Below are 14751 nucleotides of genomic sequence, written 5' to 3'. Positions count from 1 at the left end.
AATTATAAAAGGTTAGGTATGAATACTCGTCATTTTAGCCAACTACCAAAAGCGGCATTGGCTTATCCAAAAGTAGTACAAGGCTTAATTTTTAAAAAGCCACAGGGGCCAAAAATCTTACCACAAGTTGAATATGTGGTAGACCGTCTTGAAATTGATCAGAGCCATCTCAAGGCTTATAACGAAGTATGTGGCTTTCAAAATAATGGCTTTGTACCGGCAATTTATTTAGCGGTACTTTCTCAAAGCTTGCAAATGCATATGATGACAGCAGAAGCCTTTCCATTTCCAATTTTAGGTTTAGTGCATATCCGTAACCAGATTAAACAGACTAGACCTATTGGTGTAACTGAAAAACTAACTTTGTCATGCAAATTTGGGGAATTAAAACCGCATGATAAAGGCGTTCAGTTTGACTTTATTACCACGGCAAAAGTTGGCAATGAAGTAGTGATGGAAGGCTTAACGACTTATTTATCTCGCCAAAAAGTCGAGAAAAGAGTGGGTGAGAAAGCCAAAGAAGAACAAGCACCAGTTTATGTTCCAAAGGCCCAGTGGGATATTTTAGAAAACACAGGCCGCCGTTACGCGAAAGTGTCTGGTGATTTTAACTTAATTCATATTCATGCCATTACTGCAAAAGCATTTGGCTTTAAGCAAGCAATTGCACATGGTATGTGGAGCAAAGCTAAAGCACTAGCGAATCTTGAATTACCTAATGCTTATGAAGCAGATGTCTGGTTTAAGCTACCAATGTTCTTACCATCAAAAGTTGAGTTTTTAACTGCCAATACAGACAAAAAGACTGACTTTTTGATTCGTAATGCAAAATCGCAAAAACCGCATGTTGCAGGAACAGTAAAAGCATTATAAAAATATCAGCAGCCTGAACACAGGTTTGGGCTGCTTTTGAGCAAAATAACAAAAAATGCAAGGAACTTCATGTGATTAAAGAGATTTTACTGGCCGATACCCATAACTATCACGGTATTTTAGATGAACGTTTTATTGATTTAGCTCACCAGTTCAGCCGTCTTCAAGATGCTAGAACAGGACAAGGTGGAGCTACTTTAGCGGTTTATTTTAGAGGTCAGAAAGTTGTAGATATTTACACCGGTCTAAAATCACAAACTGAAGCTTGGCAACCTGATACTTTGGCAGTTTGCTACTCTACAGGGAAAGGTGTACTTGCAACCTTAGCACATATTTTAGTCAGTGAAGGTTTTTTAGAATATGACAAACCGATTGCGACTTACTGGCCTGAGTTTGCTCAGAATGGTAAAGAGCAAATGACTTTGCGTCATGTGTTGAGCCATCAAAGTGGTATGTTTGATATTCGAAATATTATTGAAAGTGCGAGGGAAATGCTCGACTGGCGACATATGTTGAATGTAATGGCTATGTCCAAGCCAAGATTCATTGCAGGACAGGGCAACGCTTATCAAGCCTTAACATTTGGTTGGCTTGTTGGTGGAGTACTTGAAAAAGCAACTGGTCAATCTTTAGATCAACTCATGCAAAAATATCTCATTGAACCGTTGCAGTTAGATGGTGCTTATTTTGGTACGCCTGCAAGCCAGTTGGAACGGGTAGCTCGTTTAATTATTCAACCGAAACCAGAAAAACCAGCATCTGCTCAAGCTGAAAAACCTAACAAACCTCAGCCACGCAAAAGTTCACTTTCTGAAAAAATGATTACATGGACTGGGCAGGACCCGCAAGATTTTCAGGATGCTATGATTCCAAAAGGAATGAAGAATTTTAGTTTCTTTAGTGATGAAGGATTGCAAGCTGTTATTCCAGCAGCAAATGGTACATTTACTGCAAATAGTCTTGCTAAAATTTATGCGATGCTGGCAAATAAAGGCGAATGGGATGGACAGCAACTCATTCGCCCAGAAGTATTTAAAGAACTCAGTACCATTCAAAGTTATGCACGTGATCGTGTCATGCCAATACCGATGAATTGGCGTTTAGGATATCACCGTATTATTACCATGGGTAAACGCGCTAAAAATGGTTTTGGACATATTGGTTACAATGGTTCAGGGGCATGGTGTGACCCTGAGCGTGATCTTAGCTTTGCATATACCCATAACTTTCAGATTGGTTCAATCACGGGTGACTATCGTTTATGGGGATTGACTCAAGAAACCTTACGCTGCACTGACCAAGTTTTAAAAGGGCGTAAAGGTTGGTTCTAAGTTTTATATAATCAATAAATGCTGGTGTTTTTTAATAAATGCCAGCTCCCATTTATAATAATTCTAGACGAATAATTGCTTCGGTATGACGCTTAAAGTCGTTTTCAGCTAAACCTTGTAATCCAAGTTGATAAATACCTTCTAATCCGCACACAAAAGCAATGAGTCGCCATGCTATGTCTGTTGAATTAGATATATTTTTAAATTCGCCTTCTTTCTTACCGAGTTCAATTGCTTGCACAATAGATTCATGCCAACTTTGCATGGCAAGGTTATAGGCCTTTTGTATTTCTGCATCTTGTTCAATCAAGAGTTCTGCTTCATTCCATAATCGTAAATAGGGCTGAAGTCTGTCTATGTTTTCTGCGCCTAATAAGATGAAGAGTCTTTGAAATTGGCTGGTTGTTTGGAGGGTTTGTTCAATTTCATCAAGTTGTTCCATCAGCTTTAAAAAAGCTTCAGCTTTTAAATGAGATGCCGAAGAAAAATGATGATGAACTTGTCCGGTTGAGGTTTGTGCTTCTGTTGCGATTCTACGTACCGTCATGGCTGTAAAACCTTCAGCCAAAGCAACTTGCATGGCAGCTTGCAGAATCATTTCTCTGCGTTGATCGCGATTAAGATAGGCCATGTTTCTTTCACCTGACTGAATTCGACACAAACTACATTAAAATTTAAAGTTGGACAAGTGTCCAATTGTGTATATAATAACCATGATTTGAACACATGTCCAAGTTTTGGATATCGAAGAGCGTTATGCAAAAAAAATGGTTAATTCTGACAATTATCGTCCTTATTTATTTACCCGTTACGATTGATGCAACGGTAATGCATGTTGCTACACCGACTTTAAGTGAAGCATTAAATTTAACTGCCAATCAGCTTTTATGGATCATTGATATCTATTCACTGATTATGGCGGGTTTAATTTTGCCGATGGGTGCACTTGGTGATCGTATCGGCTTTAAAAAATTATTATTTATAGGAACTGCCGTTTTTGGTATTGGTTCTCTAGCTGCGGCTTTTTCTCCAACGGCCTATGCCTTAATTGCTTCACGTGCTGTTTTAGGCCTAGGGGCAGCGATGCTTATTCCAGCCACTTTATCAGGCATCCGTAATGCCTTTACCGAAGAAAAGCAAAGAAATTTTGCACTTGGTCTTTGGTCTACAGTAGGAGGCGGTGGAGCAGCTTTTGGCCCGCTAGTTGGTGGGTTTGTGCTGGAACATTTTCATTGGGGAGCTGTATTCCTCATTAACATCCCAATTATTTTGGTGGTTCTAGTTATGATCGTGATGATCATTCCTAAACAGCAAGAAAAAACTGATCAGCCAATTAACTTAGGGCAAGCTTTAGTTTTAGTTGTAGCCATTTTAAGCCTGATCTATTCAATCAAATCGGCAATGTATAACTTTTCGGTGCTCACGGTTGTGATGTTTGTGGTGGGTATAAGCACATTAATTCACTTCATTCGAAGCCAAAAAAGAGCTACGACGCCAATGATTGATCTGGAGTTATTTAAACACCCAGTGATTTCTACCAGCATTGTTATGGCAGTTGTGTCTATGATTGCTTTGGTTGGCTTTGAATTACTACTGTCTCAAGAGTTGCAGTTTGTACACGGGTTTTCTCCATTACAGGCAGCCATGTTTATTATTCCATTTATGATTGCAATTAGTTTAGGTGGTCCATTAGCAGGTATTTGTTTAAATAAATGGGGACTTAGACTTGTATCTGCTGTTGGTATTTTAATAAGTGCACTCAGTCTCTGGGGACTTGCCCAACTTAACTTTTCGACTGATCACTTTTTAGCGTGGACGTGTATGGTCTTTTTAGGCTTTAGTATTGAGATTGCCTTACTGGCTTCAACTGCTGCCATTATGTCATCTGTACCCCCACAAAAGGCGAGTGCAGCAGGTGCGATTGAAGGTATGGCCTATGAGCTTGGAGCTGGTTTAGGCGTCGCTATTTTTGGTTTGATGTTGTCTTGGTTTTATAGTCGCTCAATTAGTTTACCGGCCGAGCTTCCGTCAAACTTAATTGAAAAAGCGAGTATCTCGATTGGTGAAACCATGCAATTAGCTTCTAACCTTGAAAGCCCTTTGGGAGGGCAATTAATTGTAGTTGCTCAGCAAGCTTTTAGCTATGCGCATAGTTGGGTACTCACTATTTCAGCTATTTGTTTCTTCCTGTTAACTGTATTTGTCTGGTTTAGTTTTCCTAAGAAAGTAAACTAAAATAAAGGGTAAAAAGAGAGATTTATCTCTCTTTTACCCTCAAATGTCTTTTTAATATTTTCTTTATATTCGATTTGGTTATTTAATTCTCATAAATAAACTATTATTTAATAAATTTCATGTTTTTATTTCAAAATGATTCAAACATCATCTTATTGAAATTTAATAAAAAATTAATGATTTGAAAATTGACTGCAAAAAAATGGTTTGTTAACCTGCTATTCGAAAATCTAAAAACAAATAAAAGAGGCTACTGTGAATTTTAAATTAAAAACATCACTTATTATTGGTGCAATTGTTGCATCTTCACTTGTATATGCTGCAACCGTACTCTCACCAAATCAGAATAATAATAGTGGATCAATTCCGACGGGTTATTCAGATTTAGAGTTTTCTTTAGCTAATGGAAATTGGGTAAAAAATCTCTCTTTACCAAAAAATGCTAATAATTCAGACAAAATTACAATTCGTTCTAGTGCTGCTTATAGTAGTTATTTAGACACTTCTAATACGAATATTCCGTTAGAAGTGTTGAAGATAAATAGCGGAGATATCTATCAATTCATTTTTAATAGCAGTCAAAATAAATGGATTGCTCAGCTAGTGACGGTTAGTCCTACTACTGGGGCTAACTATGAGTTAATACCGTTAACGACTGCAACCATGCAAAAAGTACTTATTCAAGATGGCAAATGGGCACAAACCATTGCTTTACCAAGTGATGTGCGTGACGGAACAACCGTACAAGTTGTTTCTACAGCAAGTGTAAGTTCGGATATTGATAAAACCAACTTACTATTCCCGAGCAGTTTTACATTAAAAAATGGTTCTGAATATTGGTTTAAATATTATTCTGCTTTAGGAAAATGGGTGCCAGAATATATAAAACCTCAGAAGCTAAATGTTCAGCAAATTGGAACATCTTTAGCAGCAGTAAATAGCCCACTTACCGAAATTGCATTTGGAGATGGAAATTGGGTTTCTAATTTCACTTTACCTACCACTGCAAATGATCGGGATAGGATTATTATCAAGTCTACTGCAACTTGGTCTGCAAAAATTAATAATACCAATGTTAATAGCCAAGCGACCTTAACCCTTAAAACAGGCGATCAGTATGAGTTTATGTATGTAAGCGACAAAGGCTATTGGCAGCTCATCTCTTCACCAACAAAAGTGATTGATTCAACGGCAACAATTCCTGCAATTTTACCGAATATGACCCAACCCACTTTAAAGGTAAAACTGTCTACATCCAATTGGCAGCCGACCTTGCAGCTACCAGCTCAAGCTCAAGTCGGAGATAAGGTGGTTATTGTGTCGAATTCATCGGCCGACACCTATATTAATGCTGCTAATGGTTTGTCGACAGCAATTAAAAATGGTGAAAACCGCCGTTTTATCTACACCGCTCAAGGTTGGACAGTAGATAGTTATACAATTGATATGTTGTTGGTTTCTAGCCCAGAAGTAAACTCAATTTTAGGTGAGAGTGCAGCAAAACTTAGAATGATTGAAGGCGTAAATTTAACAAACTTAACCGCTGAAAATTCAAATGCACGTTTTTACTTAAGAGATGTGGGCTATTTAACTTATAAAATCCCAGCTACTACTTTAAAAGAAGCAATCTCGACTGGACGAGATGACACGACGGTACAAAATGAGCGTAAACGTGTATTGGCAGACGGTGTTTATTATCAAGGTAATGAACCAGGGGATGGCGGTTGTGGCTGGGCTTGGATTAATGCTTCGGCATATAACATGATTGGTGCAAATGATATTGCAGGTTGTTCTTTTGCAGCCATGCGTCATGAAGTTGGGCATAATCTTGGTCTATATCATAATGGCTCAACCAATATCGGTTCAGGTTTTGCTCATCCCTTAGGTAGTACTGCAATGGGTGGCAATAATATTAATTTTTATTCTAGTCCATACCTTTACAATCCTAAATATGGTGTTCGTTTGGGTGAAGAAGGAAAAATTGATGCGGTTAGTGTGATTAACCTGAACGCACAAAAAATTTCTCTATATAACTAATCTCTATTTTTAGCTGTAAATAATGAAGAAAAATAAGTTGTTAATAGGAACTGCTATCGCTTGTGTGGCGTTAGCAGTTTTAGTCTGGTTTGCTTTTTCACAGCAAAGTTCTTCTGCTTTAACGTTCTCTCCAGAAAGTCGGCAACAATCTGGGGCAAAAATGATAGAGAGTCAAAATATTCTGAATTTGAGTCCGTCAGAAAAAGAAAGGTTGTCTCAGCAACAAATTGTTTTTAATGAAGTAGAAAAAGATCAGCTTCCTTCTAAAACTAATTTTCCCCTGCTTAAAAATGCTAAAGGTATGTTCATTAAATATGATCCAAATGTGATCGAACTTAAAAAAGTCGGGGACACTGTTAAATTTCAGATGTTGGAATATGGCATTAACCGTACAGGGAAAATTGTAGAGATCGAACCTGTTGATCAGGATATTGTTCGATGGACTGGTAGATTTGACCAAGGCGATCCGAACCAAAATTTTTTTACTATTACTCAAAGTCAAAAAGATCACTATACGATCATGCAGATTTTTACCGAGAAAGGAAATTATTCGGCTGAAATTAAGGATGATGTCGGATTGGTACAAACTATGGATGAGGGTGTTACAGATCAAGAATTGCATCATGATCATCCATAAAGGAATAAATGATTTTGGTAGAGAAAAGAAGCCAGTTCGCAGTTTATCTGTACGGATATGAGCTTTATGCGTTCACACTCTTTTAAAAACAAAGTATGCTTATGCCTGTAACAAGGAGCATACATGTATCAAGTACTTGCTAGAAAATACCGTCCACGTAATTTCAATGAGTTAGTGGGACAAAACCATGTTTCTCGTGCATTAAGTAGTGCATTGGAACGCGGTCGTCTTCACCATGCTTATTTATTTACAGGAACGCGTGGTGTAGGTAAAACTACAATCGCCCGTATTTTAGCCAAGTGTTTGAACTGTGAAACAGGTGTGACTGCTACACCATGTGAAGTCTGTGCAACCTGCAAGGCGGTAAATGAAGGCCGTTTTATTGATTTAATCGAAATTGATGCTGCTTCAAGAACAAAAGTAGAAGATACGCGTGAACTTTTAGACAACGTTCCTTATGCGCCAACGCAAGGTCGTTTTAAAGTTTACCTTATTGACGAAGTACATATGCTTTCTACGCATTCTTTTAATGCGTTATTAAAAACACTAGAAGAACCACCAGAACACGTTAAATTTCTGTTTGCTACGACTGACCCACAAAAGTTACCGATTACGGTTATTTCACGTTGTTTGCAATTTACGCTACGACCTTTAGCCGTCGATGAAATTACCAAGCACCTTGGTGCTATTCTTGAAAAAGAGCAAATTACAGCTGATCAAGATGCAATTTGGCAAATTGCTGAATCTGCTCAGGGTTCGCTACGTGATGCGCTATCATTAACTGACCAAGCCATAGCTTATGGCCAGGGTTCTATACATCACCAAGATGTGAAACAAATGCTTGGCTTGATTGACCGTACGATCATTTATGATTTGATTTTAGCGGTTCATCAAAACCAACGTGAAAAAGTGAGTCAGTTATTACTCCAATTTAGATATCAAGCCTTGGATGTATCGTTAGTGCTTGATCAGCTCATTTCAACATTACATGAGTTAGCTTTATTACAGTATTTACCAGAGCTTGGCTTAAAGTATAGTGAAGAAATTAATGCCAAAATTCTCCAACTTTCTAAGTTAATTTCTGCTCAAGATTTGCAGCTTTACTATCAAATCGCATGTAAAGGCCGTTCAGACTTGCAACTTGCTGTGACGCAAGAGCAAGGTTTTGAAATGTGTATTTTACGCTTATTGGCTTTCCGTCCTTTAGCACCAAATGAAATTTTAGTTTCAGAGCCTGTTCAACAAAATGAGCAAGCAGTGGTAGGGCTAAATCAACAAGTTCAGCAAACTGCTCAGGAGATTACACCTGTAAGTACTGTTCAGCCTGTTGAAGTTATTAGCCAACCCGCTATGGTTGAACCTGAACCTGAACCTGAACCTGAACCTGAACCTGAACCTGAACCTGAACCTGAACCTGAACCTGAACCTGAACCTGAACCTGAACCTGAACCGCAGTCTAATCAGGATTTAATGGTATTTGACCCAAACCATCATGAGCTGATTGGGCTTGAGTCAGTACCTGTTCAAGAAACGATTAGTGTTCTAGAGGAAGATTTCATTCCGGTACCAGAACAAAAGGCAGTACATGTTCAGGCTGAAACCCAAGCCAAACAAACTGAATCTGAGCCAACATTTACTGCTGAGCTGCAAGGTTTGTTTGAAACATCTGATACTGAATTTTCTCTGGGTCAAGATGCACCTGTAACTCATGATTTGGTTTCTGAACCTGTTATTGAGCAGCAAACATTGGTGCAAGCCGAAGTGGTTGTTGAAACTGCTACAGTTATCAAAGAGTCTAGTGCAACTGATAACGCGCAATTGATGCCTCAGGATATTTTGAAGCTTTCTGCTCAAGTTTTAGAAGGCGAGTGGACACTTGAAAAGTGGGAATATTGGTTTAGAAATAGTCAGCTTTCCCCAGCCGTTCAAGAACTTGCTCAACATGGTGTGATGACTGGTGAAATTGGAGGCAACACGATTTTCCATATTCCTCAAGAATATGAAAATATGTTAACCCAATTACAGCAAGGCCTAATTGATGCTTTAAAGCAACAATGGGCAGATACACAGTTTACAGTTGAATATGGTGCAGTTCATACATCTACACCTTATGTTATGCAAAGCATTCGTAAAGAAAAAGCTTTCCATAGAGCGACAGAGCTATTACAGCAACAACCCGTTATTAAAAGTCTTATAGAGACTTTTGATGGTGAGTTACAAAATATTCAATTAAAGCCTTAATTCCAATTGAGTTTTGATTTGGTGAAAAATATGTAAATAATAGAATTTTCATATTTTTCACTGGATTGAAATATTCAGGTCACGCCACTGTCATTGTACTTTTCTATGTTAGCCATTTTAGATTTTAAAATGGACTATATATCGTCATGAAAAGGCAATGTACAGGAATAACTTCCTTTAAATATTCATATTTCTTACTCATCGGTGCACTCTTACTGAGTGGTTGTAACGACTCTGCAAATGATAATTCGAATACACCAGACACAGGTAAAAAGCCTGTAATGCGCTGTGCTCCATAAACTTAAATAATAAAAAGAATTTGATCATGATTACACGTCGTAAATTTTTAAATTACTCTTTAAATATGGGCTTTGGTGCTGCAGCGTTGGCGGCTTTCCCATCAAGTATTCAAAAGGCTTTAGCAATTCCTGCGAATAATAAAACGGGCACCATTCAAGATATTGAGCACGTTATTATTTTGATGCAGGAAAACCGATCTTTTGATCATTACTTTGGTACGTTAAAAGGCGTTCGAGGTTTTGCTGACCGCTTTACAATTCCTTTGCCAAATGGTCGTAAGGTTTGGGAGCAGCTTAGACGCAATGGGCAAGTTTTAACGCCTTTTCATTTAGACGGTACAGCCAATAATGCACAGCGCGCAGATGGTACGCCGCATACGTGGAATGATAGTCAGTTGGCTTGGGACAATGGCCGTATGGCGAACTGGCCAACCCATAAAACTGATATATCCATGGGCTATTTTAAAGAAAAAGAAATTCCATATCAGTTTGCACTTGCCAATGCCTTTACGATTTGTGATGCCTACCATTGTTCCATGCACACTGGAACAGATGCGAACCGATCTTTTCATTTAACCGGTACCAATGGGGCAACGCCGACTAAGCGTTCATTTGTAAATAACGAATGGGACTGGATTGATGGTAATCCCGCTACGGCAGACCGTGGTTACACTTGGAAAACTTATGCCGAAAGATTAGAAGAAGCAGGTGTTAGCTGGATTTGCTATCAAAATATGCCAGATGAATGGGGCGATAATATGTTGGGTGCGTTCCGTTCTTTTAGAAAGGCCAACATTGCATCCGGTTATCCCGTTTCAAGCGGTGGAGAGCCGAATAAACCGTATGCCGATACGGGTCAAAAACTACCGTATAAAGCCTATGATGCGGCTACTGATAATGCCAAAAATCCACTATATAAAGGCATTGCGAATACGCTACCGGGCAATAAACCAGAAGAGTATCTTGACGCTTTTAAAAGAGACATTCGTGAAGGGAAGTTACCTCAAGTTTCTTGGATTAATGCGCCATCAATTTACTGTGAACATCCGGACCCTTCAAGCCCGGTTCAAGGAGCTTGGTTTATTCAAGAAATTATTGATGCATTAACTGCTGTACCAGAGGTGTGGAGTAAAACAGCACTACTTATTAACTTCGATGAAAATGATGGTTACTTTGACCATATGCCGTCGCCATCAGCACCATCTCGACTCAAAAACGGCCAGTATGCAGGTAAGTCGACACTAAGCAATGCTGATATGCAGGATGAAAATTTTGATCATGCTGCACCTGAGGGGAGCCATTCACAGCCTACACCTGATGGACGTGTTTATGGTCCGGGCCCGCGTGTTCCTTTGTATGTGATTTCTCCATGGAGCCGTGGTGGTTGGGTAAACTCGCAAGTGTTTGACCATACGTCCGTGCTCATGTTCTTAGAAAAACGTTTTGGTGTAAAAGAACCGAATATCAGTCCATACCGCCGTGCAGTGTGTGGTGATTTGACCAGTGCATTTAACTTTAAAACACCAAATGCAGATGTTTTACCGCAGCTTAATGGTAAGCAAACACGTGTGCAGGCAGATGCGCTAAGGGAAAATCAAGAAGCTTTGCCAGCTGTTCCCGTACCAACTGACATTAAATTACCAATTCAGCAAAGTGGCATACGTCTGTCGCGTGCGCTACCTTATGAGTTGCATACCAGTGCACGTTGTAGCACTGATGGCAAAGTGCAATTAATTTTTTCTAATACAGGTACGCAAGCAGCGGTTTTTCATGTTTATGACAAACTTAACTTAGACCGTATTCCAAAGCGGTATATTGTCGAGCCGAATAAAACACTAGATGATGAATGGGATGCTTTAAAAGATAACTTAGGCCGTTATGATCTATGGGTACTTGGTCCAAATGGCTACCATCGTCATTTTAAAGGGGATACTCAACGTATTATCGATAGTGGTGTTAAACCTGAAATTCGAGTGTGCTATGACATCGCGAATGGTGATGTTTATGTCGAACTTATGAATGAAGGAACCAAGGATACAATATTAACGGTAAAACCTTGTGCATATCGACAAGATGCACCATTACAACTGACCGTAAAAGCAGGACAAGTGGTTAAACAACATTGGGCCTTGGCTGATGTTGGGCATTGGTATGATTTTGAAGTAACTAATCAGAGTGATCCATATTATTACCGACGTTTTGCTGGCCGGGTCGAAACAGGGGAAGACTCTTTTAGTGATCCTGCAATGATCTAAGTTAAGACGAGGCAAAAAGAGCAAATTATTTTCTTTTTGCCTCATCTTTTTATAATAAAAAATTATCTAAAACTTCACGAACTGACTCGGAAATTGGCACAGTCTTGCGTGTTTCGCGATCAACAAACACATGCACAAAATGTCCTTGAGCTGACGCTTGGTCTTGACCTTGTTTAAAGATTGCCAATTCATAGCGTAAAGATGTTGTACCAATTTTACCAATCGCAACACCTACTTGAATAACTTCTGGAAATGATAACTCTTGAAAAAAGCTACAAGCTGAGTCGACGACTAAACCAATTGATTTTGCTTCATGAATATCAAAACCTGTTTTTTGAATGAGTAAAGCATTGGCAGCCGTATCGAAGTAGCTATAGTAGGTCACATTATTCACATGACCGTAAATATCATTATCGGCCCAACGAGTTTGAATATCTAAAAAGAACTTAAATTGATCACGGGTTTTTAAAACGGGTTTAGTCATTAATAAATCGCCTGATAAATTGCTAAAGCAGCGGCTTCTGTCATATCACGTGGGTTGTTTTGTAGTAAGCGGGTTTGCAACATGGCATCTTGAGCAAGTCTTGGTAAGCTAGACTCTTCAATACCCAAATCACTAAGTTTTAAAGTCAAACCGCTACGGTCTAAGTGATTTTGCATATGGTCAATAAACAGATCACATAACCCATCGGTGCTGCCATTACTATATGGATCTAGCCATTGCATAAGTTCTGCATAGTATTTTTTTGCATTCGGCGCATTAAATTTTAAAACTTCAACCAGCACTAAAGCATTGGTATGTCCATGCGATAAATGAAAATGTCCACCCAGTGGGTAAGCTAGAGCATGCACAGCTGCAACAGGTGAGTTAGCAAATGCCTGACCTGCAAGCATTGAGCCGAACAGCATGTTCTGGCGTGATTCTAAATCATTACCATCTTTAAGAACTTTCGGTAAATTATGGTTCAATAATTTCAGTGCATGTTTGGCTAAAATATCGGTATAAACATTTTTTTTGTGTTTAGAAGTATATGCCTCAATAGCATGGACCATAGCATCGATACCAGTTGCTGCGGTAATATGTGCTGGAAGGTTTTGAGTAAAAGTTGCGTCAAGAATTGCTGTATCAGCATATAGTACTGGGGAAACAATCCCCATTTTTGTTGTCTCGCCAGTAGTTACAATTGAGATAGGCGTTACTTCTGAACCTGTGCCTGCAGTAGTAGGAATCAATATAAGTGGTAGGCGAGTGGTGGTTACTTGGTTTACGCCATACATCTCTTGCAAACTTTGAGTTTGATCAGGATGCGAGAGCAAAGCGATTACTTTTGCCACATCCAAAGAGCTGCCACCTCCAAAACCAATAATGACATCTACATTTTGCTGTTTTGCATAATTGGCCGCATTTAAAACAACTTGTTCTGGCGGATCAGCCTGCACATCTGCATAAATGACATATTCAATATTGAGGGTATCTAAAATTTGCAGGATGGGACAGTGTAATTGGTTTTTAACCATACCAGCATCTGTGACTAGCAATAACTTACGGTAAGATTTTGAAGACAAAACATTCTGTAATTCTTGTATAGAGCCTAAGCCAGAGATGATATTTGGAACAGTTTGAAATTGAAAATGGCTCATATACATTATTTCCTTATTCTTGAAAATTATTGTTGAACGGTTCTATTCAATCTTTAAGTAACTTAGCATAAGACGCTTTAAAATAAAGTAGTTCTGAGGCAATTATGTTGAGGGTTGTATGAGGTGAGCACTGTTTGTATGTGCTCGAAGAGGAATATTTAACAGGTGTACAAGTTATTTAAAAGGCCATTGAACCGTGGGCTTTTTGTTATTTGTGGCCTTGTGTAGATTTTCGAGCAGGCTAGTAATTTTATATAATGTTTTAACAATTTATAATTTTATTCGGTTCTAAAAATGAAAATTTCTAAAATTTTACTTGGTGTTATTGGAAGTACTTGCTTCATGCTTAGCTCTGCAGCGATGGCGAAAACTAACTCTGGTGTATATTCACCTCAAAAGGGTGTCATTTGTGATAAATACATTTGTGCGGACAAAAAAGGCGTCTCTAAAAAACTTACAGCTAAATATTTAGGTCCTTATAAAGCGAATAAAGCTTTCTCTCAAGGTGATTTTGATACTTCAGCATTTACATTCTCAAATGGTGTGTTTTGTGATACCAAAACAAAGCTATGTCATGTCGATCGATACTTTCAAAATGGGCATCGTAGCAAAATTGATAAAAATATGACTGATAAATTATTCAAAAGTAAATAATTTTCCCGTATTAAATAAGGTTTGACTAAAACGATCAATAACTTAAAAGACAAAATTTTGTGTTTTAAGAAAAAATTATGCTATGTTTAAATACGCTTTAATGATGAGCAAGTTTAATTCATGAACTGTTTACCAAAAAAAATCAATACCACCACCACGACCTTTAAAAAAGGCTGCGTGTGATTTTTTGTTAGAGCGACTTAATAAAATACCTCAACCCAGCCAATAATAGCTGGGTTTATTTAGAGGTGGATCAGGAAATTTGAACAACACTTATAAGTGATATTTTGCTCCCCAAATGATGTTATAAACATCAATATATGGAGTATTTTATGGCACGTAGACCAAGAAGAAATCATTCAAATGATTTTAAAGCTAAGGTAGCACTTGCTGCGATTAAAGCAGAAAAAACACTTGCTGAATTGAGTGCTGAATTTGATGTTCATCAAAACCAAATTATCGACTGGAAAAATCAACTGATTTCAGCTTCCTCGCAAGCTTTCGATCAATCAAAAGCTCCAACAGAACCACCCATCGATCTAAAAAAA

General features: G+C 38.4%; 11 protein-coding genes and 1 pseudogene. 9 read left to right on the top strand and 3 right to left on the bottom strand.

The features are described 5' to 3' along the window. Positions 1-18 precede the first annotated feature (18 nt). Entirely contained in the window at positions 19-873 is an 855-nt protein-coding gene (locus J678_RS19915) for a MaoC family dehydratase (RefSeq protein ID WP_017393394.1), read from the top strand. Positions 874-944: 71 nt separating this feature from the next. Then, positions 945-2204: a serine hydrolase domain-containing protein gene (locus J678_RS19910; protein WP_017393393.1), complete on the top strand. Its 1260-nt coding sequence runs from the start codon at positions 945-947 to the stop codon at positions 2202-2204. Between the two features lie 52 nt (positions 2205-2256). Here the strand turns inward: J678_RS19910 and J678_RS19905 are convergent, their stop codons facing one another. Further along, the gene (locus J678_RS19905; protein WP_002053659.1) at positions 2257-2835 is read right to left on the bottom strand and encodes a TetR family transcriptional regulator; all 579 of its coding nucleotides are present in this window, start codon (positions 2833-2835) and stop codon (positions 2257-2259) included. Between the two features lie 125 nt (positions 2836-2960). Between J678_RS19905 and amvA the strand changes: the two genes are divergently transcribed. The 5 genes from amvA (at position 2961) to J678_RS19880 (ending at position 11908) form a co-directional block, all read left to right on the top strand. Next, positions 2961-4439: a multidrug efflux MFS transporter AmvA gene (gene amvA, locus J678_RS19900; RefSeq protein ID WP_017393392.1), complete on the top strand. Its 1479-nt coding sequence runs from the start codon at positions 2961-2963 to the stop codon at positions 4437-4439. Between the two features lie 255 nt (positions 4440-4694). Further along, positions 4695-6476 (top strand): metalloendopeptidase CpaA, encoded by a 1782-nt coding sequence (cpaA, locus tag J678_RS19895; protein WP_017393391.1) that lies wholly within the window; start codon positions 4695-4697, stop codon positions 6474-6476. A gap of 22 nt (positions 6477-6498) precedes the next feature. Next, on the top strand, positions 6499-7113 hold the full coding sequence (gene cpaB / locus J678_RS19890; RefSeq protein ID WP_017393390.1) for a metalloprotease secretion chaperone CpaB: 615 nt from the start codon (positions 6499-6501) through the stop codon (positions 7111-7113). 123 nt (positions 7114-7236) lie between these two features. After that, positions 7237-9354 carry a DNA polymerase III subunit gamma/tau gene (locus J678_RS19885; protein ID WP_031956495.1) on the top strand — a complete coding sequence of 706 codons (2118 nt, stop codon included), beginning with the start codon at positions 7237-7239 and terminating at the stop codon, positions 9352-9354. A gap of 325 nt (positions 9355-9679) precedes the next feature. Continuing rightward, the gene (locus J678_RS19880; RefSeq protein ID WP_025466140.1) at positions 9680-11908 is read left to right on the top strand and encodes a phosphocholine-specific phospholipase C; all 2229 of its coding nucleotides are present in this window, start codon (positions 9680-9682) and stop codon (positions 11906-11908) included. A 49-nt stretch (positions 11909-11957) separates the two neighbouring features. On the opposite strand, the gene J678_RS19875 is transcribed toward J678_RS19880, so the two are convergent. After that, positions 11958-12392, bottom strand: coding sequence for an acyl-CoA thioesterase (locus tag J678_RS19875; RefSeq protein WP_002053618.1), 435 nt, complete (start codon positions 12390-12392; stop codon positions 11958-11960). Continuing rightward, a complete protein-coding gene (locus tag J678_RS19870; RefSeq protein WP_017393388.1) occupies positions 12392-13549 on the bottom strand; it encodes an iron-containing alcohol dehydrogenase in 1158 nt (385 codons plus the stop codon). Before J678_RS19870 ends, J678_RS19875 begins: the two co-directional genes overlap by 1 nt. Before the next feature lie 294 nt (positions 13550-13843). On the opposite strand from J678_RS19870, the gene J678_RS19865 reads away from it, so the two are divergent. Together J678_RS19865 and J678_RS19860 are read left to right on the top strand one after the other, a co-directional pair. Beyond that, positions 13844-14203 (top strand): YcgJ family protein, encoded by a 360-nt coding sequence (locus J678_RS19865; RefSeq protein WP_017393387.1) that lies wholly within the window; start codon positions 13844-13846, stop codon positions 14201-14203. Positions 14204-14523: 320 nt separating this feature from the next. Continuing rightward, positions 14524-14751: pseudogene (locus J678_RS19860) on the top strand (IS3 family transposase); the annotation flags it as partial.

Source organism: Acinetobacter sp. 1424608, assembly GCF_000588255.1.
In the GTDB taxonomy this organism is placed as follows: domain Bacteria; phylum Pseudomonadota; class Gammaproteobacteria; order Pseudomonadales; family Moraxellaceae; genus Acinetobacter; species Acinetobacter nosocomialis.
This window is presented reverse-complemented; position numbering and strand designations above follow the sequence as displayed.

Coding starts and splice junctions, on each gene's coding strand:
- J678_RS19915 (WP_017393394.1), top strand. CDS start 19: ATGAATACTCGTCATTTTAGCCAACTACCAAAAGCGGCATTGGCTTAT.
- J678_RS19905 (WP_002053659.1), bottom strand. CDS start 2,835: ATGGCCTATCTTAATCGCGATCAACGCAGAGAAATGATTCTGCAAGCT.
- amvA (WP_017393392.1), top strand. CDS start 2,961: ATGCAAAAAAAATGGTTAATTCTGACAATTATCGTCCTTATTTATTTA.
- cpaB (WP_017393390.1), top strand. CDS start 6,499: ATGAAGAAAAATAAGTTGTTAATAGGAACTGCTATCGCTTGTGTGGCG.
- J678_RS19885 (WP_031956495.1), top strand. CDS start 7,237: ATGTATCAAGTACTTGCTAGAAAATACCGTCCACGTAATTTCAATGAG.
- J678_RS19880 (WP_025466140.1), top strand. CDS start 9,680: ATGATTACACGTCGTAAATTTTTAAATTACTCTTTAAATATGGGCTTT.
- J678_RS19875 (WP_002053618.1), bottom strand. CDS start 12,392: ATGACTAAACCCGTTTTAAAAACCCGTGATCAATTTAAGTTCTTTTTA.
- J678_RS19870 (WP_017393388.1), bottom strand. CDS start 13,549: ATGAGCCATTTTCAATTTCAAACTGTTCCAAATATCATCTCTGGCTTA.
- J678_RS19865 (WP_017393387.1), top strand. CDS start 13,844: ATGAAAATTTCTAAAATTTTACTTGGTGTTATTGGAAGTACTTGCTTC.